The 25,356-nt window shown below is 53.9% G+C and carries 16 protein-coding genes; 12 read left to right on the forward strand and 4 right to left on the reverse strand.

Annotated elements, in window-relative coordinates; translation table 11 throughout:
* The first annotated feature begins 5 nt into the window (after positions 1 to 5).
* The 11 genes from KK062_RS26910 (at position 6) to KK062_RS26960 (ending at position 18,639) form a co-directional block, all read left to right on the forward strand.
* Entirely contained in the window at positions 6 to 1,058 is a 1,053-nt protein-coding gene (locus KK062_RS26910) for a sugar phosphate isomerase/epimerase family protein (protein WP_254087484.1), read from the forward strand.
* Positions 1,059 to 1,101: 43 nt separating this feature from the next.
* On the forward strand, positions 1,102 to 1,533 hold the full coding sequence (locus KK062_RS26915; RefSeq protein ID WP_254087485.1) for a c-type cytochrome: 432 nt from the start codon (positions 1,102 to 1,104) through the stop codon (positions 1,531 to 1,533).
* 34 nt (positions 1,534 to 1,567) lie between these two features.
* Positions 1,568 to 2,275 (forward strand): 3-keto-disaccharide hydrolase, encoded by a 708-nt coding sequence (locus KK062_RS26920; RefSeq protein ID WP_254087486.1) that lies wholly within the window; start codon positions 1,568 to 1,570, stop codon positions 2,273 to 2,275.
* A gap of 57 nt (positions 2,276 to 2,332) precedes the next feature.
* Positions 2,333 to 5,647 (forward strand): ThuA domain-containing protein, encoded by a 3,315-nt coding sequence (locus KK062_RS26925; protein WP_254087487.1) that lies wholly within the window; start codon positions 2,333 to 2,335, stop codon positions 5,645 to 5,647.
* Positions 5,648 to 5,681: 34 nt separating this feature from the next.
* Complete coding sequence (locus KK062_RS26930) at positions 5,682 to 6,533, forward strand: sugar phosphate isomerase/epimerase family protein (RefSeq protein WP_254087488.1); 852 nt, start codon at positions 5,682 to 5,684, stop codon at positions 6,531 to 6,533.
* Between the two features lie 84 nt (positions 6,534 to 6,617).
* Positions 6,618 to 6,989 carry a transmembrane 220 family protein gene (locus tag KK062_RS26935; protein WP_254087489.1) on the forward strand — a complete coding sequence of 124 codons (372 nt, stop codon included), beginning with the start codon at positions 6,618 to 6,620 and terminating at the stop codon, positions 6,987 to 6,989.
* A 41-nt stretch (positions 6,990 to 7,030) separates the two neighbouring features.
* Positions 7,031 to 8,839 carry an alpha-amylase family glycosyl hydrolase gene (locus KK062_RS26940; RefSeq protein WP_254087490.1) on the forward strand — a complete coding sequence of 603 codons (1,809 nt, stop codon included), beginning with the start codon at positions 7,031 to 7,033 and terminating at the stop codon, positions 8,837 to 8,839.
* Between the two features lie 2 nt (positions 8,840 to 8,841).
* Positions 8,842 to 10,839 carry an alpha-1,4-glucan--maltose-1-phosphate maltosyltransferase gene (locus tag KK062_RS26945; protein WP_254087491.1) on the forward strand — a complete coding sequence of 666 codons (1,998 nt, stop codon included), beginning with the start codon at positions 8,842 to 8,844 and terminating at the stop codon, positions 10,837 to 10,839.
* Positions 10,836 to 14,171, forward strand: coding sequence for a maltose alpha-D-glucosyltransferase (gene treS, locus KK062_RS26950; protein ID WP_254087492.1), 3,336 nt, complete (start codon positions 10,836 to 10,838; stop codon positions 14,169 to 14,171). The genes KK062_RS26945 and treS overlap by 4 nt, the downstream gene beginning before the upstream one ends.
* A 61-nt stretch (positions 14,172 to 14,232) precedes the next feature.
* A complete protein-coding gene (gene glgB / locus KK062_RS26955) occupies positions 14,233 to 16,194 on the forward strand; it encodes a 1,4-alpha-glucan branching protein GlgB (RefSeq protein ID WP_254087493.1) in 1,962 nt (653 codons plus the stop codon).
* 21 nt (positions 16,195 to 16,215) lie between these two features.
* The gene (locus tag KK062_RS26960; RefSeq protein WP_254087494.1) at positions 16,216 to 18,639 is read left to right on the forward strand and encodes a DUF3536 domain-containing protein; all 2,424 of its coding nucleotides are present in this window, start codon (positions 16,216 to 16,218) and stop codon (positions 18,637 to 18,639) included.
* A 92-nt stretch (positions 18,640 to 18,731) separates the two neighbouring features.
* Here the strand turns inward: KK062_RS26960 and KK062_RS26965 are convergent, their stop codons facing one another.
* The 4 genes from KK062_RS26965 to KK062_RS26980 form a co-directional block, all read right to left on the reverse strand.
* Positions 18,732 to 19,721 carry an ROK family protein gene (locus KK062_RS26965; RefSeq protein ID WP_254087495.1) on the reverse strand — a complete coding sequence of 330 codons (990 nt, stop codon included), beginning with the start codon at positions 19,719 to 19,721 and terminating at the stop codon, positions 18,732 to 18,734.
* Between the two features lie 58 nt (positions 19,722 to 19,779).
* Entirely contained in the window at positions 19,780 to 20,763 is a 984-nt protein-coding gene (gene pfkA, locus KK062_RS26970) for a 6-phosphofructokinase (RefSeq protein ID WP_254087496.1), read from the reverse strand.
* A 59-nt stretch (positions 20,764 to 20,822) separates the two neighbouring features.
* A complete protein-coding gene (gene pgi, locus KK062_RS26975) occupies positions 20,823 to 22,475 on the reverse strand; it encodes a glucose-6-phosphate isomerase (RefSeq protein ID WP_254087497.1) in 1,653 nt (550 codons plus the stop codon).
* Positions 22,476 to 22,759: 284 nt separating this feature from the next.
* A complete protein-coding gene (locus tag KK062_RS26980; RefSeq protein WP_254087498.1) occupies positions 22,760 to 25,081 on the reverse strand; it encodes a Tex family protein in 2,322 nt (773 codons plus the stop codon).
* Positions 25,082 to 25,163: 82 nt separating this feature from the next.
* On the opposite strand from KK062_RS26980, the gene KK062_RS26985 reads away from it, so the two are divergent.
* On the forward strand, positions 25,164 to 25,356 hold a 193-nt coding region (locus KK062_RS26985; protein ID WP_254087499.1), incomplete at its 3' end, for a methylglyoxal synthase.

Raw genomic sequence — 25,356 nt, forward strand, 5'->3', positions numbered from 1 at the left:
GACACATGAAACAGATACAAGGACCGGCTATATTCCTGGCGCAGTTTCTCGGCGACCAGGCTCCGTTCGATAACCTGAAGACACTCTGCAAATGGGCCGCTTCACTGGGGTATAAGGGCGTGCAGATTCCCACGTGGGACAGCCGCTGCATCGACCTGCAAAAAGCAGCGGAGAGCAAAGACTACTGCGACGACTGGAAGGGCATTGTCGAGTCGACAGGCCTGCAGGTCACCGAGCTTTCGACACACCTGCAAGGGCAGCTCGTAGCGGTAAATCCCGCCTACGATGAGCTGTTCGACGGCTTTGCGCCAAAGGCGGTGCGCGGCAATCCCAAAGAGCGCCAGGCATGGGCCACTGAGCAGCTGAAGTTCGCTGCCAAAGCGAGCCGCAACCTGGGCCTGAATGCGCACGCTACCTTTTCGGGCGCGCTGATGTGGCACACCATGTACCCGTGGCCACAACGCCCGGCAGGCCTGGTGGAAGACGGCTTTGCCGCCCTGGCGAAACGGTGGCTGCCCATTCTCAATGCCTTTGACAAAGCGGGTGTTGACCTGTGCTATGAGATTCACCCGGGGGAAGACCTGCACGACGGTATAACCTTCGAGCGTTTCTGGGAGGCTACCGGGCAGCATACGCGCTGCAACATGCTGTATGACCCCAGCCACTTGCTGTTGCAACAGCTGGACTACCTGCAGTATATCGACTTCTATCACACCTTCATTAAGATGTTCCACGTCAAGGACGCCGAATTTAACCCCACCGGTAAATCAGGCGTGTATGGCGGCTACCAGGACTGGGTAAACCGTCCCGGTCGTTTCCGCTCTCTGGGCGATGGGCAGGTGGACTTCAGTGCGATCTTCAGCAAGCTGACCCAATACGACTACAGCGGATGGGCCGTGCTGGAGTGGGAGTGCTGTATTAAACACCCCGAGCAGGGCGCTGCCGAGGGCGCACCCTTTATCCAGGACCACATCATTCGCGTGACGGAACGTGCCTTTGACGATTTTGCGTCGGCAGGCAAAGACCAGAAGCTAAACAAACGGATTCTGGGCCTCTAATTTTATAAAATCACAGACACAACAGTATAAATCGACTACAGACATGAAAAAATTATTCGTCATCGTGGCCCTTGCAGGGGTAGCCAGTTTTGCGCTTACATCGTGCGGAGGATCGAAAAAAGAAGAAGAGAAGAAAGAGGAAGGTGATGCGTATAGCGACTACGAGACGGCCGAGCCCAAAGCGGCATCGACCGACGACCTGATCAAAGAAGGTCAGGCGCTTGTCGACAACAGCGATTGCAAAACCTGTCACCACCCCACGAACAAGATCATTGGCCCGGCACACGCGGAAGTGGCTAAGAAATACGAGTTCACAAAAGCAAACGTAACCATGCTGGCCGGTAAGATCATTGCCGGCGGTGCGGGCAACTGGGGTGAGATACCGATGACCGCGCACGCCGATCTGTCGCAAGCCGATGCCGAGAAGATGGCCATGTATGTGCTGTCGCTCGACGGCGAGAAACTGAAAGATTGATCGTTCTATCCATCATTTGCTAAACATCCTGAACATGAAAAGAATCATTGTATTGCTGACCGCCATTGCCCTGGTTATGAGCGCACCTACACAAGCCCAAAATAAGCTGACTGCCGCCGAGACAAAGGCCGGTTGGAAACTGCTTTTCGACGGAACCAGCACCAAAGGCTGGAAAGTATTTAACGGCAAGTCTGACGGCACGGCCTGGAAGGTAGCCGACGGCGCCCTGTACCTCGATGCTTCTACCAAAGAAGGCCGTGGTGATCTGATCACTGCCGGTGAATATGAAAACTACGAGTTTTCCTATGACTGGAAGATTGCGCCGAATGGCAACAGCGGTCTGCTGTTCAACGTGGTAGAAGACCCTAAGTATAGCGCGGTATATGTTACCGGTCCGGAAATGCAAGTGCTCGACAACAATGGTCACCCCGATGCGAAAATCCACAAGCATCGCGCCGCCGACCTGTATGATCTGATCGCCTGCTCGGAAGAAACCGTGAAGCCTGCCGGCGAATGGAACGAAGCCCGCATCATCTCGAACAAAGGCAAGTATGAGTTCTGGCTGAACGGCAAGAAGGTCGTGACCTTTACCATGCACGATGCTGCCTGGGACGAAATGGTGGCCGCCAGCAAGTTCAAGAGCATGCCCGACTTCGGCAAGACCAAGAAAGGACACTTTGCATTACAAGATCACGGCGACCAGGTCTGGTTCCGCAACCTCAAAATCAAGGAATTGAAATAACATTAAAAACCTGGAGGCTGCGGCTTCCAGGTTTTTTTATGCCCATCCTAACCTCCTATGAAAAATCTGAGCTTTATCGTGCCAGCGTTATTGCTGTGCCTACTCTTTTCGTGCCAGGAGCGGCCACGCGTCCTGGTGTTCTCTAAAACCACCGGCTACCGGCATGCCTCTATCGGCGCGGGAAAGAAAGCGCTGCTGGAACTTGGCCGGGAACACGGCTTTGACGTCGACACAACCGAAGACGCATCGGTGTTTACCGAAGACAATCTGCGCCGCTACAATGCGGTCATATTCCTGAGCACTACCGGTAACGTACTCGACCTGGAGCAGCAGGGCGCCTTTCGCCGCTACATTCAGGCGGGCGGCGGCTTTGTGGGTGTACACGCTGCCTCCGATACCGAGTATGAATGGCCATGGTTCGGTCGCCTGACCGGTGCGTATTTTAAAAGCCACCCGAAGATCCAGGAGGCCCGCATCGTGGCACTGAAACCAACGTTCGAAGGCGACTCGCTGCAACAATCGGTGTTGCGTACCGACGAGTGGTATAACTACCGCAGCATCGGCGCCGACCTCGAGGTGCTGTACAATCTCGACGAAGCGTCGTACCAGGGCGGCGGCAACGGCAAAGACCACCCCATTGCCTGGTACCACGAGTTTGACGGTGGCCGGGCATTTTATACCGGCATGGGCCACACCGACGAAAGCTATGCAGATGCCTTCTTCCGGAATCACCTGTGGCAGGGCATCCGCTATGCCCTGGGCGAAGGCGACAAGCCGGACTTCGGGAAGGCCACTGCCAAGATTGCCCCGGATGAAAGCCGCTTCACCAAAACAGTGTTAGACTTCAATCTGAACGAACCGACCGAAATGGTGATCCTGCCCGACAGCCGCATCATCTTCCTGGAACGTAAAGGCGATGTAAAGCTGTACGACCCCAAGAGCGGCAAAGTACGTGTCGTAAACACTTTCCGCATAGGCACCAAGTTTGAAGACGGTATGCTCGGCATTGCCGCCGATCCCGGCTTTGACAAAAATCACTGGCTGTATATCTTCTATTCACACGCCGAAAAGTCCGCCAACATCCTGTCGCGTTTCACCTTTGTGAACGACCAAATCGACAGTACATCGGAAAAGGTCATGTTGGAAGTGCCTACGCAACGGGAGAGCTGCTGTCACACCGCGGGCTCGCTGGCGTTTGGCCCCGATGGTAACTTGTTTCTGTCAACGGGGGACAACACCAACCCCTGGGAGTCGCGCGGCTTTAGTCCGTCGGATGAACGCCCGGACCGCGGTCCGTATGATGCCCAGAAGTCGTCTTCCAACACCAATGACTTACGCGGCAAAGTACTGCGCATCAAGCCCCAACCGGATGGCACATATACCATTCCCGCCGGCAACCTCTTTGATGAACAGGAGCCAGACACGCGCCCCGAAATCTACGTTATGGGCTGTCGCAACCCGTACCGTATTTCGGTCGACGCCAAGACGGGTGCGCTGTATTGGGGTGAAGTGGGACCCGACGCCGGCGAAGGTGACTCGCTGCGCGGACCGCGCTCATACGATGAGATCAACCTGGCGCGCCGCCCCGGCAACTATGGCTGGCCCTACTTTGTCGGCAAGAACGAAGCGTATTCACGCTATGACTATGCTACCGGCGAGATCAAAGGCTGGTGGGATCCGGCGCTGCCGGTAAACGAGTCGATCAACAACACCGGTAAACATGACTTGCCGCCGGCGACCCCGGCGCTGATCTACTACCCGTATGCACATTCCGACGAGTTTCCGATGCTGAAGGAGGGTGGACGCAACGCCATGGCCGGGCCGGTGTATCATAGCGACCTGTACAAAGGCGTCTCGACGGCGTTCCCGGATTACTTCGATGATAAGCTGATCGCGTACGACTGGATGCGTAACTGGATCTTCCTTGTAAGCCTGGACGGACAGGATAAGATCATGGACATGGAGCCTTTCATGCCCAACATCAACTTCAACAACATTATCGACATGGCTTTTGGTCCCGACGGCCGGTTGTACATGTTGGAATACGGCACCAAGTGGTTTGCGCAGAACCTCGACGCACGTCTGGTGCGAATCGACTACAACCCCGGCAACCGCGCACCGGTAGCCAGGCTGAAGGCCAGCCAGATCAACGGCGGCGTACCCCTGCAAGTACAGTTCTCGGCCGCGGGTACGTTCGACCATGACAAAGGCGACAAGCTTACACTTACGCTGAAGGCCGCGGGTAAGGACTATGAGGCAAAGGACAGCCTCTTTACCGTGACCTTCGACAAACCCGGCGTCTACCCGGTGCAGCTCAAGGTCGTGGATGACAAAGGCCTGGAGGCCATCACCTCCGTGCAAGTGGCCGCCGGCAATGCGCCGCCCGAAGTGAAGGCGTCGCTGGCCAGCGGCAACAAAACTTTCTTCTTCCCGGGTACGCCCGTGGCATACGTGGTGGAGGCTACGGACGCCGAAGACGGCAGCACCGCAGACGGCAAGATCGACCCGGCTGCGGTAACCGTAACATTCGACTATGTGAAAGGCTTTGACATGGCGCAGGTTGCCCAGGGGCACCAGATGCCGACGGCAGAGTTGCCCGGCAAGGCGTTGATTGCGAAGAGCGATTGCAAGTCGTGTCACACGATCGACCAACGTTCGGCCGGCCCCAGCTACCTGCAGGTGGCCGAACGCTACAAGGGCAACGGTGACGCCCCGGGACAACTGGCCGCGAAAGTCATCAAAGGCGGCGCGGGCATTTGGGGTGGTACCGAAATGGCGGCGCACCCGCAGGTGAGCGTGGACGATGCCAAGAAGATGGTGGAATACATTCTGTCGCTGGCCGATACGAAGGCGCCGGCGAAGTTGCCGCTACAAGGTAAGGTTACGCCGGGCAAAGAAACGGACGGTGTTTATATGCTGACGGCATCTTACCAGGATAAGGGTGGCGCGGGCAATGTACCGGCTTTGTCGGCAAACCAGGTGATTGTATTGCGCAGCGCTGTGCTCACCGCACGCGAGGCCACGGAGATAGACGGTGCGCAACGCCGGAAAGAGAACGATCAGTCGGTGCTGGCCGATGTGAAGAACAACGCACGGGCGGCGTTCAAGCATTTGGACCTGACCGGAATCCGGCAGGCAAAGGTGACATTGATTGTACCAGCCGACCAGGCGGGGGGTGAAGTGGAATTGCACCTTGACAAGCCCGACGGAGCCTTGTTCGGAAAGGGCAGGACTACCGGCAAAGGGTCACAGACAATCGGCATTACGGCGACCGCAACCACCGGTTATCACGATTTGTATCTGGTATTTAAAAATTCCGGTGCAGGTGATCAATCTTTGTTTTATTTTAGAAGTGTGCAACTCGTGAACTGACGGGTGGCATATACCACTACAACCCTAAACAGCCATGAAAAGAAGAGAATTTGTACAGACTGCGACGTTCGCCGCTGCCAGCTTGCTGGCACTGCCGGCTATCGCCGCAGCTGGAAAACGCCAGAAAGGCGTAGGGCTTCAGCTCTACACCCTGCGCGACACCATTGGTAAAGATCCGAAAGGCGTACTAACCCGCGTGGCCAGCTTTGGTTACAAGGAGCTGGAGGCGTATAGCTACAAAGACGGCCAGATCTTTGGCATGGCCTACGCCGAATTCAACACCTTTGTAAAAGGGTTGGGCATGCAGGTGACCAGCGGTCACTATGGCCTCGACCTGATCAAAGGAGACACGTGGAAGAAAGCCGTAGAAGACGCCAAAAAGAACGGCCAGAAATACATGGTTGTGCCCTATATCGCTGAAGAGCAGCGCCAGACGCTGGACGATTACAAACGCATCATCGCGGACCTCAACGCCGCCGGCGAAGTTTGCAACCAGTCGGGTATACGCTTCGGTTACCACAACCACGCGTTTGAATTCGACAAGATCGACGGCCAGGTGCCCTACGACCTGATGTTGAAAGAGCTCGACCCTAAGAAAGTGAGCATGGAAATGGACATCTACTGGGTAGTGAACGCAGGCTACGATCCGATTCAGTATTTTGAAAAGTACCCGGGCCGGTTCGAGCAATGGCATGTGAAGGACATGGATAAGACAGACCGCAACAAAAATGCTGACGTAGGTACCGGTTCCATTGATTGGAAAGCGATCTTCAATAAGGCAAAAGTGTCAGGTCTGCAATACTATTATGTTGAACAGGAGTCGTATCCCGGTGCACCGATCGATAGTGCTGCCTCGAGTGCTAAATACCTGAAGACGATCTTGTAAGTTTGTTTTGTTGACAAGGAGATGCCGGGCATGTTATGTCCGGCATCTTTTGTTTATTTATGTAGTGTAAACTGTATTCTTCGTATGCGTATTCTCAACTTCGTGCTGGCGGTGATGTTTCTGATATTTGCTTTTCTGCAAGTCAATGATCCTGACCCTGTTCTTTGGATCCTGGTCTACGGGGTGATGGCGGTGTTTTGCGTCATGGCCATGTTTTCGTTTTACCCGCGCAAGGCGCTTTGGGTGGTATTGGTAGCCATGCTGGCGTATAGCATCATCTATGTACCGGGCGTGCGCGAATGGTGGGACCAACCGGAGCACTCGGCGCTCTTTGACAATGTTGCCAAGATGGAGCACCTGTACATCGAGGAGGCGCGCGAGTTCCTCGGACTGATGATCTGCGTGATCGTAGTAGTCTTCCACCTGATGGTGTCGCGCCGCAGGACGGCGGCGTAAGATTAGTTTCCATACGATTTTTCTTTCTATCTTCCAGTCGTATGAGAATGGTTTTACTGTACCTTGTAACGGCTTGTTTGGCGCTGGTGTGCTGCACAACGCCGAAAGAGAAAATCCCACCCGCCATGCCCATGGAAGAAGCTTCCGGAAAGGTTATTTTATACCAATTATTACCCCGCCTGTTTGGCAACAAACAAACCGCCAACACTCCCTTCGGCACGATGGAAGAAAATGGTACCGGCAAGTTTGCCGATATCAATGATGCCGCGCTGACAGCCTTTCAACAGCTGGGCATTACGCACGTGTGGTATACCGGTGTCATTGAGCACGCGGTGCTCACCGACTATACCCGCTTCGGCATTCCCCTCGACGATGCCGACGTCGTAAAGGGTCGTGCCGGCTCACCCTATGCCATCAAAGACTATTACGATGTCAATCCCGACCTGGCGACTGACGTGACTAAACGCATGCAGGAGTTTGAAGAGCTCGTTGCGCGTACACACCGGCACGGCCTGCAGGTGGTCATTGACTTTGTGCCCAACCACGTGGCCCGGGCCTATCATTCGGACGTGAAGCCTGCCGGAATAAAAGACCTTGGTGCAGACGATGACAAGACCGTGGTCTTTAGCCCCAGCAATAACTTTTATTATCTGCCGGGGCAGTCGTTCCAGGTACCCGATGGCTATACGCCGCTGGGCAAAAATACATTCCCGACCCTCGACGGTAAGTTCGAAGAGACACCTGCCAAGGTTACGGGAAACGATCAGTTCACGGCACACCCCGGTGCGAACGAATGGTTCGAGACGGTAAAGCTCAACTACGGTGTAGACATTCAGCAGGGGAAAAGCAAACACTTCGAGCCTGTGCCCGATACGTGGAACAAGATGCGCGACATCCTGGTGTTCTGGGCGGGCAAGAATGTAGACGGCTTCCGCTGCGACATGGCAGAAATGGTGCCCGTGGAATTCTGGGCCTGGGTCATACCGCAGGTGAAGGCATTGCGCCCCGGGATCCTGTTCATAGCAGAGATCTACAATCCCGATCAGTACCAGGGCTATATCGAGACAGGTAAGTTCGACTTCCTCTACGACAAGGTATTGTTATACGATACACTGCGGGCGTTGACGACTGCGCCTGACCGCAGCACCGCCGAGATTGCCAATGTGCAGGCGCGCCTGAACGGGATCAACCACCACATGCTGCACTTTATCGAGAACCACGACGAGCAACGCGCGGCCTCCCGGTTTTTTGCCGGCGACCCCTGGCGTGCCATTCCTGCCATGGTGGTAAGCGCAACGATTGACAAAGGACCGATCATGATCTATTTTGGCCAGGAGAGTGGCGAACCGGCACTGGGTGCAGAAGGATTTCAGGGCGAGGATGGCCGCACGACGATCTTTGACTATTGGGGTGTGCCCGAGCATCAGAAATGGATGAACGGTGGTCTGTTTGATGGCGGCCTGCTTTCGCCCGAGCAGAAGCAATTGCACCGGCTATATACCGACTTGCTCAACCTGGCGGGACGCAGCCCGGCGTTGTATGCGGGGGAATATCTCGACATCACGGGCGCCAATGTCACGGCGGGGAATTTTGGCACCAACGTGCACGCCTTTCTGCGGTTTGCCGCCGAGGAACGTTTATTGATCATTACCAGCTTTAACGCGGCCGCGCCTATGCCCGCCACGATACAGATACCGGCCGAGGCCTTTACAAAGATGGGCCTTGACCCCGCGAAGGGCTATATAGCCCGCGATATGCTGTGGCACGAAACGGAAGTGGGCATTGACGAGACCGGCAAATTTGCGCTCACGTTAAAGCCGTTTAGTGCCTATATTTTTAAAATCAAGTAGCCATGCGTACGAAGAAAGTCCCCGCCAATATTCCGACAGCCCAACACTTGCCTCCAACAGAGCAAAACGGGCAGGCGCGTGTTATCATTGAAAATGTACAGCCCCAGGTAGACGGCGGCCGTTACCCGGCTAAACGCACGCCGGGAGAGCGTGTAGACGTTACCGCTGATATCTTTGGCGACGGTCACGATCACATTCGCGCGCAGGTATGGCACCGCATGGACGCGGAAGAATCCTGGCAAACCGTCGAGATGGTGCACACCGGCAACGATAGCTGGCATGCCGCCTTCACCGTGCGCCAACAGGGCCTGCACGTGTTTACCGTGGTAGCGTGGGTAGATCACCTCGAGACCTGGTACGATGGCTTCCGCAAAAAGGTGGCCGCGCGCGTAGATGTTACGCTCGAGCTGCAGGAAGGGGCACAGATGCTCGGCTCGCTGTTGGTCGAGAACCCGTACGAAGTTAAACAAGCTGCCGCGCAACTGGCATTGCCGTATGAACAAGCTATTGAGCACGCCATGGGCGACGCTTTTGCGCGTATCGTCCAACACTATCCGCTGGTGGCCTTTGAAACGCTCTACCAACAGGTGCTGCCGGTCGTGGTAGAGCATCCGAAAGCAAGCTATAGCACCTGGTATGAGCTGTTCCCGCGTTCCGCGGGCGACGGCATCCATCACGGCACATTCAACGATGTAGTACGCCTGCTGCCGCGCGTGGCCGCGATGGGCTTTGACGTACTGTATCTGCCGCCGATACATCCGATCGGCAAGGTCAACCGGAAGGGCAAGAACAACGCGACGACCGCTCAGCCCGGCGAGCCCGGCTCTCCGTGGGCCATTGGCAGCGATGAAGGAGGACACAAGGCAGTACACTCGCCATTGGGCACGCTGGAAGACTATCGTACGCTGATCAAAGAGGCGCATAAGCTGGGCATTGACATTGCGCTCGACCTGGCCTTTCAATGCGCGCCGGATCATCCGTATGTAAAAGAAAATCCTCAGTGGTTTAAACAGCGCCCGGATGGTTCGATTCAGTATGCGGAGAACCCGCCGAAGAAATACCAGGATATATACCCCTTCAACTTCGAAACGGAAGACTGGGTGGCCTTGTGGGAAGAATTGAAATCTGTCATCACGTACTGGATCGACCAGGGCGTGCAGATCTTTCGCGTGGACAACCCGCACACCAAGCCCATTCGCTTCTGGCAATGGGCGATTGGCGAGGTAAATAAACAATACCCCGGCATCACGTTCTTGTCTGAGGCATTTACACGGCCGAAGGTGATGGCGTCGCTGGCCAAGGCAGGGTTTACGCAGTCGTATACCTACTTCACCTGGCGGGTGGGTAAGCAAGAGATCATCGAATACATGAATGAGCTGGTACACGGACCGTCACGCCAATACTTCCGGCCCAACTTCTGGCCCAATACACCCGACATCCTGCCGTGGCACCTGCAACACCAGGGCGAGAATATCTTTATCCTTCGCCTGGCGCTGGCCGCGACGCTGTCGTCCAATTATGGCATGTATGGTCCGGTATATGAGTTCTATGAGAACCAGCCGGTGGAGGGAAGAGAGGAGTATTACAATTCGGAGAAGTACGAGATCAAACAATACGACTGGAACAAGACCAATCGTATGACCGATATCATCACCGTCCTGAACAAAGCCCGCAAAGAGCACCCGGCACTACAGACAACCTGGAACCTGCATTTCTGCCCGGTCGAGAACCAATACCTGCTGGCGTACGTCAAAGCGACCGAAGACTTGCGCGACATTGTGCTGGTAGTCGTCAACCTCGACCCGCATGCCACGCAAACCGGATATGTACAATTGCCCAAGGCGTTGCTGGGACTTGGCGACCATATCAACATCAAGCTGCACGACCTGATGACGGGCGAGCATTATACCTGGACGCAGGAGTGGAACTATGTAGGCATCGACCCACATAAAATTCCCTTCCATTTATTTCACTTAGCCATCCACGAATCCTATCAATGAGTACGCCCGTAAAAGCCGGAGAACCGCTGTGGTTTAAAGACGCCATCTTCTACGAAGTTTCTGTACGCGCCTTCTACGACAGCAATGGCGACGGTATTGGCGACTTTCCAGGACTGATCCAACGCCTGGACTATCTGGAGGACCTTGGCATTAACACCTTGTGGCTGCTGCCGTTCTACCCGTCGCCGCTCAAGGACGACGGCTTCGATGTGACCGACCACACCGATGTGCACCCTGACTACGGCACATTGGCTGACTTCAAGCTTTTTCTCAAGGAAGCGCATCGTCGCGGCATCCGGGTAATCATTGAGCTCATTCTGAATCATACTTCCGATCAACATCCCTGGTTCAAACGCTCGCGCAAGGCGCGTACCGGTTCCCGGTACCGCGACCTGTATGTGTGGAGCGACAGCCCGGATAAATACAAAGAGGCACGGGTGATCTTTACCGATGCCGAAGTTTCCAACTGGACCTGGGACACCGAAGCACGCGGCTACTATTGGCATCGTTTCTACCGCCATCAACCCGAGCTGAATTACGAAAATGCCGAAGTGCAGATGGAGATGATCAAGGTCGTCGACTTCTGGATGAAACTGGGCGTAGATGGTTTCCGGTTGGGCTCGGTAGCGTTCTTGTATGAGGAGGAGGGAACCAACAGCGAAAACATGCCGCAGACACACGTCTTTTTGAAAAAGCTGCGCGCACACATCGATAAGAACTATAAAGACAAAGTCCTCATTGCCGAAGCCAACCTGTGGCCGGAAGATGCCGCTACGTATTTCGGCGACGGCGACGAATGTCACATGAACTTCAACTTCCCGCTGATGCCGCGCATGTTTCTGGCGTTGCGTACGGAAGACAGCTACCCCATAGTCGACATCATTGATCAGACGCCCGATACGCCGTCAAACTGCCAGTGGGTAATCTTCCTGCGCAACCATGACGAGCTGGGGTTGGAGATGGTGACAGAGGAGGAGAAAGACTATTTGTTAAAAGCCTATGCGAGCGATGCCAGCTCGAAGGTCAATACGGGCATCCGCCGCCGGCTGGCGCCGATGCTGAACAACGATCGCCGCAAGATCGAGCTGCTGTATACCATCATGTTTTCCCTGCCCGGTACGCCCGTGATCTATTACGGTGACGAGATCGGCATGGGCGACAACATTTACCTGGGCGATCGCTATGGGGTGCGGACCCCCATGCAGTGGAATATGAACCTCAATGCGGGGTTTTCAACAGCGAACCCACAACGGCTGTTTTTGCCCATTATTACCGACCCGGTCTATCGATATGAATCGGTCAATGTCTCGACGCAGGAGGAAAGCCCGTCGTCATTGTTGTGGTGGCTAAAACACGTCATGGCGATGCGCAAACGCCTGAATATTTTCGGGCGGGGAGAAATGAAGTTTATTGATAGCAGCAATGCAAAAGTGTTGGCCTTTGCACGCACGTACGATAAACAGCGGGTCATTGTAGTAGCGAACCTGTCGCAGTTCTCGCAGGCCACGACGCTGAACCTGTCAGAGTACCGCGATTGTGATATGACCGAGGCGTTTAGCCAGAACCGTTTTATGAACGTAGGCGAGGGCGACTACCCCATTACGATCGGCCCGTACGGCTATTTCTGGTTCCAGGCGGACGCGGCGGAGAAAAAAGAAAAAGCCGACGCAAGCGGTGAGCTGCCGCTGGTGCGTACGGACATCTCGTGGGAACGTCTTCTTGACAATTACAACGAAGTGCGCAACCTGGAGCGTAAGATCTTGCCGCCGTTCATGAAGAAGTGCCGGTGGTTTGGTGGTAAGGCCAAGGTGTTGAATAAGATCGGGATTCATAAAACGATCCCCTTGAAAGTAGAGGGCGACACACACTACCTCACCATTCTGGAAGTGCATTATGTGCAGCGACTGCCGGAGCTATACTTCCTGCCGTTGACGTTTGTGCCGTCGGACAATATCCTGGAGCGCGTGGAGTACACCGTGCAGAGTGTAGTGTGCCGCGCCGAGATACAAGGCAAAGCGGGCTTTATCATGGATAGCAGCTATGATAAAGTATTCCGCGACTTCCTGTTTACCGGCATGGAGAAAGAATTGCATCTGCGTGACGACAGTGGTGGTGAGTTGGAATTTTGTTCCAGTGTATTTGCCCGGTTAGATAAAAACCGCCAGGTTGACTCGAAAATCCTGAAGGCGGATCAGAGCAATACGGCGATCATTTATAATGATAAGTACTTCTTTAAATTCTACCGCAAGCTCGAGAAGGAGATCAACCCCGATTTAGAGGTTGTTCGCTTTCTGTCAGAGCACACGTCGTTCCAGAATAGTCCCAAATATGCGGGCAGCATTGAATACCACGATGCAGAGGGTAAGACCATCGTATTCGGACTTTTACAGGAAAAGGTAGAGAACCAGGGCGAGGCATGGACCATGTCGATGGACTCCGTCGGGCGCTTCTTTGAGCGCGTCATGGCGAAGGGTAAGGGTATGAAACTGCCGAAGCTGTTGAGCAAGTCGGCCATCAAGTTTGAGGAGTCGCCGGAGATCATCCAGGAGTTTATAGGGCGTGGTTTCTACGAGCGGATGGTACGCCTGGGGCAGCGTACGGCGGAAATGCACCTGGCCCTGGCATCCGATGTCTCGAACCCGGCCTTCACACCGGAGAGCTTCACCAGCAACTACCAACGCTCTATCTATTCGTCTATGCGCAAAATGGTGCGCGACCAGTTTAGTCTGCTGGAGAGCACGCTGACCAGGCTGCCGGCCGAAGCACAAGACATTGCGCGCAAGGTGTTGGCGCTGGAAGATCAGGTGCTGGAGTGCTTTAGTGAGATATACCAGGTGAAGATCAGCGCGGTACGCACCCGTATTCATGGCGATTATCACCTGGGGCAAGTGCTCTTTACCGGTAAGGACTTTGTGATCATCGACTTCGAAGGAGAGCCGGGATTGGCCTTTAGTGAGCGCCGGTTGAAGCGCAGTCCGTTGAAAGATGTGGCCGGTATGATGCGCTCGATCCACTACGCGGCGTTTGGTAAAATCCTGTTGAACGAAAACTACCGCGATCGAGACCTTGATTTCCTGGAGTCATGGGCAGAGCAGTGGCAGCACTATGTGGCGCGCTACTACCTGGGCGCGTACATGGAGCGTATGGGCATGGGCAATGTACTGACGCCGGAGTACGACGTTTTACTACGCACTTTCCTGTTAGAGAAGGCCATTTACGAACTGGGATATGAGCTGAATGGGCGGCCCGACTGGACAATTATCCCCCTGCGGGGTATCTATTACATCATGAAGCGTTTCCAAGAGGAAAAGGACGAACGCAAGAAAAAGTGATTACCGGGTGGTTGGCACGCTCTTTTCGGGCTGTCTTTGCACCCTTTTAAGCAACCCCATAATGGCCAAACACGCAATTCAAAAGAATCAGGGCACGGAAGAGTTTTTCACCCTGTTGACAGATTTCGATATTCACCTGTTTAACACGGGCAAACACTTCAAACTGTACGAAAAGCTGGGTGCGCACCCAGCCGCCTTTGATGGTCAGAAAGGCACCTATTTTGCTGTATGGGCTCCCAATGCCGTAGAAGTGTCCGTAATCGGCAACTTTAACCATTGGAAAGGCAAATCACACCCGCTGTCGCCGCGATGGGATGGCTCCGGCATCTGGGAAGGCTTTCACCCGGGTATTCAGCATGGCGAAGCGTACAAATATGCCATTCAATCCGTTACGGGCCAGGCCCTGGAAAAGGCGGATCCCTTCGGAAGGTTTTTTGAAACACCGCCTCGCACCGCGTCGGTGGTGTGGGATGAATCCTACGAATGGAAGGACGCGGAATGGTTGCAAGCCCGCAAAAAACTGGAAGGCCAACCGCAGCCCTATTCCGTTTACGAGGTCCACCTCGGTTCGTGGCGCCGAACGGTAGAAGAGAACCGGTCGCTGTCGTATGTCGAAGCCGCCGACCAGCTCGTAGCGTATGTCGCGGATATGGGTTTTACACATATCGAATTTCTGCCGTTGATGGAGCACCCCTTCTACGGTTCGTGGGGCTACCAACTGACGGGCTATTTTGCGCCGACAAGCCGGTACGGTACGCCCGAAGACTTCAAGTACATGATCGATCGTTTTCACCAGGCGGGCATTGGCGTCATCCTCGACTGGGTGCCGTCACACTTCCCCGGCGATGCGCACGGTCTGTATGAATTCGACGGTACGCACCTGTACGAGCATGCCGATCCCCGGAAGGGATTTCATCCGGACTGGCAGAGCTATATCTATAATTATGGCCGTAACGAAGTTCGTTCGTTTCTGATCAGCAACGCACTTTTCTGGCTTGATGAGTTTCATATTGACGGTCTGCGCGTCGACGCTGTGGCCTCGATGTTATACCTGGACTATTCGCGCAAGGCGGGGGAGTGGATTCCCAACCAGTATGGCAGCAATGAGAATCTGGAGGCGATCACATTCCTCAAAGAAATGAATGAGGTTGTGTATAGTAGTTTCCCGGATGCGATCACGATTGCAGAAGAGTCGACATCGTGGACGGGCGTGTCGCGCCCCACGTTCATTGGTGGCCTCGGTTTTGGGCAGAAGTGGATGATGGGCTGGATGCACGACTCGTTGAATTACTTCCAACTGGATCCCGTACACCGTAAGCATCATCAGAACGCAATTACCTTTAGCATTATGTATGCGTTCACCGAGAATTTCATGCTGCCGCTTTCGCACGACGAGGTGGTGCATGGCAAAGGCTCGTTGCTGGGAAAAATGCCGGGCGATGAATGGAGGAAGTTTGCAAACCTGCGCCTGCTATATAGCTATATGTTTACGCACCCGGGCACCAAGTTGCTCTTTATGGGTGCTGAAATAGCACAGTCGGCGGAGTGGAATCATGAACGCAGCCTGGACTGGCACTTGCTGCAATATCCGCTACACGCGGGCGTGCAGCAACTTCTACGCGACCTCAATAAACTCTATAAGTCAGAGCCGGCATTATACCGCCACGCATTCGAAGCCAAGGGCTTTCGCTGGCTGGATTATGGCGACCGCGACAATAGCGTGATGGCATACTTACGCATAGGTGATAGCAAGGAGGAATTATTACTGGTTGCCTGCAACTTTACACCCGAAGTACGCTATCAGTACCGGTTAGGCGTGCCCTATCGCGGACAATGGCAAGAAATTTTTACGTCGGATGCAACCGAGTACGCCGGCAGCGGTGTACGAAACGAAGGTATTGCGTCGACTTCGCCGGTGAAATACCATGGCTATGATAATTCGATTTCGTTAACTTTGCCTCCGCTCGGCATCACGGTCTGGAAACTCGTGAAACAAGAACAAGGGTTCGGGCTGGGCAGCTAATGATCATCGGAGGAAAAGACCATGGAGGAAGAAGAAGTAAAGACACCTGCCGAGCGCTATATCTGTATTCACGGACACTTCTATCAACCGCCGCGCGAGAACGCATGGCTGGAAGTAATTGAAGTACAGGACTCGGCACATCCCTACCACGACTGGAACGAGCGCATCTCGGCGGAATGCTATGGGCCCAATACAGCCTCGCGCATTCTGAATGAAAAAGGGGTGATTAAAAATATCATCAACAACTATTCGCGCATCAGTTTCAACTTCGGCCCGACGCTGTTGTCCTGGATGGAGGCGTACGACCCGGTAACCTATGCGGCCATTCTCGAAGCTGACCGCGAGAGCGTTAAGAATTTTAGCGGGCATGGCTCTGCCGTTGCCCAGGTATATAATCACATCATCCTGCCACTCGCCAATCGCCGCGACAAAGAAACCCAGATCGCGTGGGGCATCCGTGATTTCGTGCATCGATTTAATCGTATGCCCGAAGGCATGTGGCTGGCGGAGACTGCCGTGGACACCGAATCGCTGGAGCTTCTGGCCAAGTACGGCATTGCATTTACCATACTGGCGCCGCGGCAAGCAAAGTCGATCCGCAAGCTCGACGATTTGCTGTGGACGGGTGTAACGACGGAAAGTGTTGATACACGCCGACCGTATCTGTGCCGGTTGCCGTCGGGAAAAACCATTACACTATTTTTCTATGACGGGCGCATTGCCCAGGGAGTTGCATTTAGTGGTTTGCTGAACGATGGCGCTAAATTTTGTGGCCATCTGCAGGCATCGTTTGACGCCGAGAGTGACGAGCCCCAATTGGTACACATTGCGACTGACGGCGAAACCTATGGTCATCATCACAAACATGGTGATATGGCGTTGGCCTTTTGCCTTGACAATATCGATCGCGACGCAACGTGCAGGTTGACTAACTATGCAGAATACCTGGCCAAATTCCCGCCGGCCTATGAAGCGGAGATTCATGAGAACAGCTCTTGGAGCTGCGTGCACGGTATAGAGCGCTGGCGCAACAACTGCGGCTGCCATTCGGGCGGTAACCCGGGCTGGCATCAGCGTTGGCGAAAGCCGTTGCGTGAAGCGTTGGATTGGCTGCGCGATGAGCTGGTAGTAATTTATGAGCGGGAGGCGTCGTCCATTTTTAAAGATCCCTGGAAGGCACGCGACGAATATATCAACGTGATCCTTGATCGCACGGATGATACCATTCGTAAGTTTATGGCCACGCACTGTACCCGGCAGGTGGAGATGAACCTGGTCTTACGTCTGATGGAGATTCAGCGGAATGCGCAGCTAATGTATACCAGTTGCGGCTGGTTCTTTGACGAAATCTCAGGCATTGAGACCACACAGATAATGCAATACGCATGCCGCGCCATGCAGCTGGTAAGTCAGATCAGCGACGTGAAGCTGGAGGAGGAATTTATGAAACGCCTGGAACTGGCGCCGAGCAATGTGCCAGTGCTGGACAACGGCGCCATTATATATCGCAAGTATGTCTTGCCGGCCAAAACCAACCTGCAACGGGTGGGCGTGCATTATGCCGTGGCGTCGATCTTCGAAGAGGATCCCGAATCGTTCCCAATCTTTAACTACAACACGCGCAATGAAATCTTTATCCGCAAGGAGGCCGGTGAGCAGCGCCTGGCGCTTGGCGTGACGCAGATACGTTCCAATGTAACACGGTCGGAAAAGAAGTTCTCGTTTGCCGTGCTCTACATGGGCAAGCACAATATCATCGGCAATATTTCGCTCGACATGGAGGAAGAGAAATTTGCCGGCATGCAAGGACGGATCGTGAACGCGTTCGAAGAAGGGCGCCTGGGCGATGTCATCGGCTTCATGCAGATGTATTTTGGCTCCGAAAAATATACCATCTGGCAGCTTTTCCAGGATGAAAAGCGCAAGGTGTTCAATCTCATTACCGAGCAGAGCATGAACGACCTGGAAGCATCGCTGCGGCGTATCTACAACCGGGACTATCCGCTGGTAAATGCGCTGGCGAAGAATGATACGCCCATTCCGAACGCCTACCGCACCACGTTTGAATATATTCTCAACGCCGACCTGGTACGTTGCTTCCTGACCGACAAGATCAACATCCGCGAGGTGGAGCGCATCCTGAGCGAATTGGTCAAGTGGAAGCTGAACATTGACGACCGCGAGAAAGTAGAACGCCTGGCTGGTGAAAGCATCTTCAAGGAATTGAAACGGATCAGCGGCGAAGGAGAACGGAGTTCACGGCGTATCGAGCGCCTTAATCGCCTGTTTCCGCTGCTGCGCAACTTCCGCATCAACCCCAACCTGTACAAGACTCAGAACCTGTATTTCGAGATCACTCAGCAACAAGCCAACGAACAACGCTCGGACAACTGGATCGGCCAGTTCAACGCCTTAGGGGATAATCTTGGTGTGAAGGTACAGTAGCCCGCCTGTCGCTTAATGGTGGGCCCGGCAATAAAAAAGCCTCATGATGATCATGAGGCTTTAAGTCGCTACTCGGCATAAGGTGTGTTTGGTTAGTACACTTCTTCCTGGAGCTGTGTCTTATTGTTATCGAGATAGTTCCATACCAGACTGCTGGCACCGATGATCGGCGCGGCCTGGTTTTGGAGGCCGGAGGGGAGAACCTTCACTTTGCCACGGAACAGCGGCATGAGGTTAGCCTCCATGTGTTTGATCGTCGGCTTGAAGATCAGGTCGCCGGCCAGTGACAAGCCACCAAACAGGAAGATCGCTTCCGGATCGGTATGCACCACGGTTTCCGCGAGTTTCATACCCAGGATGCGCCCGGTATATTCGAACGCTGCCAGGGCCACTACATCGCCGCGTACGGCCGACTCGGTAATCATCTTGGTCGTAAGATTGTCGAAGCTGATGCCGCGCAATTCGCTGGGCTCAAGGTGGTCAGCCAGGAGCTTGTAAACGGTACGTTTAATGCCGGTGGCCGAGACATACGTCTCCAGACAGCCGCGCTTACCGCAATTACAAAAACGGCCGGCCGGGTTTACCGACGTGTGGCCTACTTCACCGGCGATACCATGCTTACCATTCAGGAGAATGCCGTTGCAGACAAAGCCGCTGCCCAGACCAGTGCCCAGGGTGATCACGACAAAGTCCTTCATGCCTTTCGCAGCACCGTAGACCATTTCGCCAACAGCTGCCGCGTTGGCATCGTTGGTAATGATAGCTGGAATGCCGAACTCTTCCTTGAACATGTCCGCCAGGGGAATGATGCCTTTCCACTTGAGGTTGGTCGCCCGCTCGATTGTGCCTTTGTAATAGTTGCCGTTCGCGGCCCCTACACCAACACCGATGATCTTGTGAGCAAACGGTATGCTTTCGGTTGCCTTGCGCAAGGCAATGGCAAGTCCATTGAAGTAGTCGCGAAACTCCTCGTACTCAGCTGTAGAAATGCTGCCCTGAAAAACAACATTACCATCGCGGTCGACAATGCCATACTTTGTGTTCGTGCCCCCGATGTCAATACCAATGGTTAATTCTTTCATAGATAAAATTTGGGTTACTGATTGGTTTGGATTGGTTTGGTAGATTGGTTGGTTTTTATCAGATAGAAAGGATCTTTGCGATACGCATCGACTCGGCGTCGATCTCATGGTGTTTTCCAATAACACTCTCAAAAGAGCTGTATACCATGTTATTGTCCTTGATGCCGACCATCACGCCGTTCTCGCCGTTCAGCAGGCCCTCTATAGCAGCCACGCCCATGCGGCTCGCGAGCACGCGATCGAAGTAAGTAGGAGAGCCTCCGCGCTGCAGGTGCCCCAGTACAGTCACTTTTATATCGAAGTAAGAAGAACGCTCGGCTACCTTCTTGGCGAGGGCGTGCGCATCGCCGATCTTCGAGCCTTCTGCTACAACAACAAGATTTGACTTCTTGCTGGTGTCTTCGCCTTCGCCCAGGATTTTATACAGATCTTCGAACGACATGGTTTCTTCGGGAATGACCACCGAGGCGGCACCGCCGGCAATGCCGGCGTGGATAGCGATGTAGCCCGAATGGCGACCCATCACCTCAATAAAGAAAAGCCGGTTGTGCGACATGGCGGTGTCGCGGATTTTGTCAATGGCTTCGACAGCCGTGTTCGTGGCGGTGTCGTAACCAATCGTATAATCCGTACCCGTGAGGTCGTTGTCGATCGTGCCGGGTATAAGGATTGATGGCACCTGATACTCTTCGTAGAACTTGTGCAGGCCGGTAAAGGTACCGTCGCCGCCAATGGCCACGAGGGCATCGATGTTGTGCTTCTTTAAGTGATCGTGTGCCTTCTTGCGTCCCTCGGGAGTACGGAATTCTTTGCTGCGGGCAGACTTCAGAACAGTACCTCCCCGTTGTAAAATGTTACCCACGGCGCGTGCATCGAGTGGTGCAATATCACCTTCGATCATACCTTCATAACCCCGCATAATCCCCACACACTCCAGCTTATAGTATGCACATGAACGTGCCACGGCACGGATGGCCGCATTCATACCGGGGGCATCGCCGCCCGATGTGAACACTCCAACCTTCAGAATTTTATTGCTCATTTGTCGAAAAAATCCATCAAAAATAATGGACGAGTTTAGTTTTACAATCAGTTATTTAATCAAAGAGATTTCAAACGTTTGAAATAGTTGATTAACCCATTCGTCGAAGCATCGTGCGAGGTGATTTCTTCCGTCGACGTCAGTTCGGGAAGGATTTTCTTGGCCAACACCTTGCCCAATTCAACACCCCATTGATCGAAGCTGAAGATGTTCCAGATCACGCCTTGCACAAAGATCTTGTGCTCGTAGATCGCGAGCAGGGAGCCCAGCGTCTCGGGAGTAAGCTTGTGAAAAAGTATACTATTGCTTGGACGGTTGCCTTCGAACACGCGGAAAGGCGCATGGCGGGCAATGCCTTCGGCATCCATACCAGCTTGCTTCAGCTCGGCTTTTACCTCGTCGAGGGTCTTGCCCTGCATGAGGGCTTCGGTCTGCGCGAAGTAATTGGAGAGGAGCTTCGCGTGATGATCACCTACCGGGTTGTGGCTGACAGCCGGTGCGATAAAGTCGCAGGGAATAAGTTTGGTACCCTGGTGAATGAGCTGGTAAAAAGCGTGCTGACCGTTGGTGCCGGGCTCGCCCCAGATCACCGGTCCTGTCTGATACGTCACCGGCTGACCGTCGCGGCCCACTTGCTTGCCATTGCTTTCCATATTGCCCTGCTGGAAGTACGCGGCAAAACGGTGCATATACTGGTCGTAAGGCAGGATCGCCTCCGATGCAGCGCCAAAGAAGTTGTTATACCAAACGCCGATGAGCGCGAGCACCACCGGAATGTTCTTCTCAAAGGGTTCGCTGCGGAAATGGTTATCGACCGCATGCGCGCCCGAAAGCAGTTTCTCGAAGTTGTTGTAGCCAATGGTGGCGGCAATCGACAAGCCGATCGACGACCACAATGAGTAACGACCACCGACCCAATCCCAGAACACAAACATGTTCTCCGGGGCGATTCCAAACGCAGTAACAGCCTTCTCGTTGGTCGATACAGCCACAAAGTGTTTGGCCACGTCGCCTTTGCCACCGGTCTTTTCAAGGAACCAATCCCTGGCCGTGGTAGCGTTGGTCATCGTCTCTTGTGTGGTGAATGTTTTAGAGGCGATGATAAAGATCGTCGTTTCGGGATCTACGCGCTTGAGCACTTCCGTAATATGAGTGCCGTCTACGTTGGACACGAAGTGCGGCGTGACAGTGGTCCAGTAGGGGCGGAGGGCTTCCGTGACCATATAGGGACCGAGGTCTGAACCGCCAATGCCGATGTTGACAATGGCCGTGATCGGCTTGCCGGAGTATCCTTTCCAGGCACCGCCGAGCAGGCTGTCGGAGAACTTCTTTACCTGGGCCAGCACCTGGTTCACCTTCGGCATGACGTCTTCGTCATCCGACATCGTGGGGCTGCCTGAGCGGTTACGCAATGCCACGTGCAGAACGGAGCGGTCTTCGGTTTGGTTGATGGCCTCGCCACGGAACATGGCGTCGATGGCATCCTTCAGCTCGACCTCGTTGGCCAGGTTGAAAAGCTCTTTGAGCACTTCCTCGTTCAGGATGTTCTTGGAGTAGTCAACCAGGATGTCTTCGAATTGCAAATGGAACTTCTTAAAGCGTTCCGGGTCCTCTTCAAAGAGCTCGCGCATGTGCGTGGCCTGCATGGTGAGGAAAAGCGTTTCAAGCTTTTGCCATGCAGCGGTCTCGGTCGGATTGTGGTTTGGCAGCATAGATTTACGGTTGAGGATGCGAATATAAAAGGTTTGCGGATTTGGCAACGGCTACTCCTTTGCGAATGAGTGAGTGATAAAAATCAAGGCTTATTACGACTTTAATAAATAGCTATTAATATATTGATAATCTTTAAGTTAAATATATTAAGTGAAGTAAAACTAAAAGATTAGAGAAAGATTAAAAAGTGTAAATGAAAGGGGATTAAAAACGTAATGAAAAAGCGCAAGCCAGAAGGTCAACCTACCAGCTTGCGCTTGAACGATCCCCGCGAAGGGGACGACTATTTCTTAAACTTGCTCACCAGCATTGCCAGCTTCTCTTCCATAGAGACTTCTTTCTCTTGTGGTTTCGATTCGCCTCGATTGTTTTCGCGGCGCGGCCCTTTCCCTTGCCCTTTATCGTCACGTTTGCCCTTGTTGCTGCCATCTTGCGCCGGCACACCTTGATCAGCAAATGGATCGCTCTTCATCGACAAACCAATCCGCTTACGAGGTGCATCCACTTCTACTACGGTCACCTTTACCTTTTGAGCCACTGTAACAACCTCTTTCGGATCCTTCACAAACTTATCGGCCAGGTGGCTGATGTGCACAAGGCCATCCTGGTGTACGCCGATGTCGACGAAAGCACCGAAGTTCGTCACGTTCGTTACGATGCCAGGCATGGTCATGCCGATCTTCAAGTCGCCGATGGTATTGACACCTTCCGTAAAGCTGAAAATCTCAAAGGTCTGGCGCGGGTCGCGTCCGGGCTTCTCAAGTTCGGCAAGGATATCGTTAAGGGTCGGGAGACCGACTTTATCTGTTACATACTTCTTAAGATCCAACTGGCGGCGTAGCTCGGCGCTGCTCATCAACTCGCGTACGGAACAACCCAGGTCGGCCGCCATCTGCTTGACGATAGAATAGCTCTCTGGGTGTACCGCGCTGGAATCCAGCGGGTTTTCAGCAGCATGAATGCGCAGAAAGCCTGCCGCCTGCTCGAAAACCTTTTCCCCCAAACGCGACACCTTCATCAGCGACTCGCGATCTTTAAACGGACCATTCTGGTTACGATACTCGACAATGTTGCGGGCAAGCGCAGGCGTCAAACCGGATACATAGGAGAGTAGCTCCTTGCTGGCGGTGTTTACTTCCACACCCACCTGGTTTACGCAACTCATCACGACGTCATCCAGTCCCTGCTTGAGCTTGGTTTGCTCGACATCGTGCTGGTATTGGCCCACACCGATCGATTTAGGGTCGATCTTAACCAGTTCCGCCAGCGGGTCCATCAGGCGGCGGCCGATCGAAACGGCACCCCGCACAGTAATGTCTTTGTCTGGGAATTCCTCCCGAGCTACTTCCGATGCTGAATACACCGAGGCGCCGCTCTCATTCACCATCACCACCAGAACCTTGTGCGGCAGGCCGATGGCTTTTACAAAGGCTTCTGTTTCACGCCCTGCGGTACCGTTGCCGATGGCGACGGCTTCAATGTCGTATTGCTCGCACAGCGCTTTGACGAGGGCTGCCGCCTTTGCAGTCTGACGCTGAGGCTCATGCGGGTAGATTACGTCGTCGTAGAGCAGCTTGCCCTGACGGTCGAGACAGGTCACTTTACAGCCTGTGCGGAAGCCCGGATCGAGCGCCAATACGTTACGTTGGCCAAGCGGCGCCTGCAGCAACAGCTCTTTGAGGTTTGATGCAAACACCTTAATGGCTTCTTCATCCGCCTTCATCTTGGACTCCATGCGCACTTCCGTTTCCAGCGATGGGCGCAGCAGTCGTTTGTAGCTATCCTTAATCGCTAACCGCACCTGATCGGCAGCAGCGTTTTCTTCTTTCACGTGTTGACGCTCCATAGAGCTGATTGCCAGCTCTTCAGGCGGATAGATATCAAGAGCAAGAACACCTTCTTTCTCCGCGCGGCGCATCGCCAGCAGCCGGTGGGAGGGCGTTTTGGAAATCGGCTCGCTCCATTCGAAATAGTCCTTATACTTCTGACCATCGTTTTCTTTGCCTTTCAGCACGTGCGACTCCACCTGGCCTTCGGTCCAGAAGATCTCGCGGACGTTTTTACGGGTATCCGGATTTTCACTGACCCATTCCGCGATGATGTCGCGGGCGCCGTCGAGTGCCTCGTTCAGGTCGGCTACGCCTTTTTCGCTGTCCACAAAGGAGGCGGCAAACTCATCCAGGTTAAACTTCTCCTGGTTGAAGAGGCGCTGGGCGAGGGGCTCTAGGCCTTTCTCCTTGGCCATGCTGGCGCGAGTCTTGCGCTTGGGTTTATACGGCAGGTAAATATCTTCGAGTTCCGCCAGGGTTTCGGCGGTAACGATCGAGGACATCAGCTCCGACGTAAGCTTACCTTGCTTCTCGATGGAGCTGATCACGGCCTCACGACGTTTGTCGAGCTCGCGAAGTTGTTCGAGGCGGTCGCGGACGTTCATGATCGCCACTTCGTCCATGCTACCCGTCAATTCCTTTCGGTAGCGTGCAATGAATGGAATCGTCGCGCCTTCGGCCAACAATTCGCCTACAGCTTTAACATTTTTAAGGGGCTGCGCGAGCTCCTTTGCAATCAGTTCTACCCAGCGGTTGAGATTCTCTTGTTCCATCATAGCGTTTCAAAAACAGGCTGGCAAAAATAGAAGAAGGAATGTAACCTGCAATGTGTATTTTTAGACGGATTTGACTTTCTCCATGAGCAAAAAGCACATAGCCCTTGTGGCTCACGACAATAAGAAGAAAGAATTAATTGAATGGTCGAAGTCGCATCATGAAAGTATGGCGACTTGCGAGCTCTACGCCACCGGCACAACCGGCCGCCTGGTATCAGAAGCGCTCGGCATGCCCGTGCACCGTCTGCAAAGCGGACCCCTCGGCGGCGACCAAC

Origin of the sequence: Dawidia cretensis, from assembly GCF_018598175.1 — a bacterium.
Lineage (GTDB): Bacteria > Bacteroidota > Bacteroidia > Cytophagales > Cyclobacteriaceae > Ohtaekwangia > Ohtaekwangia cretensis.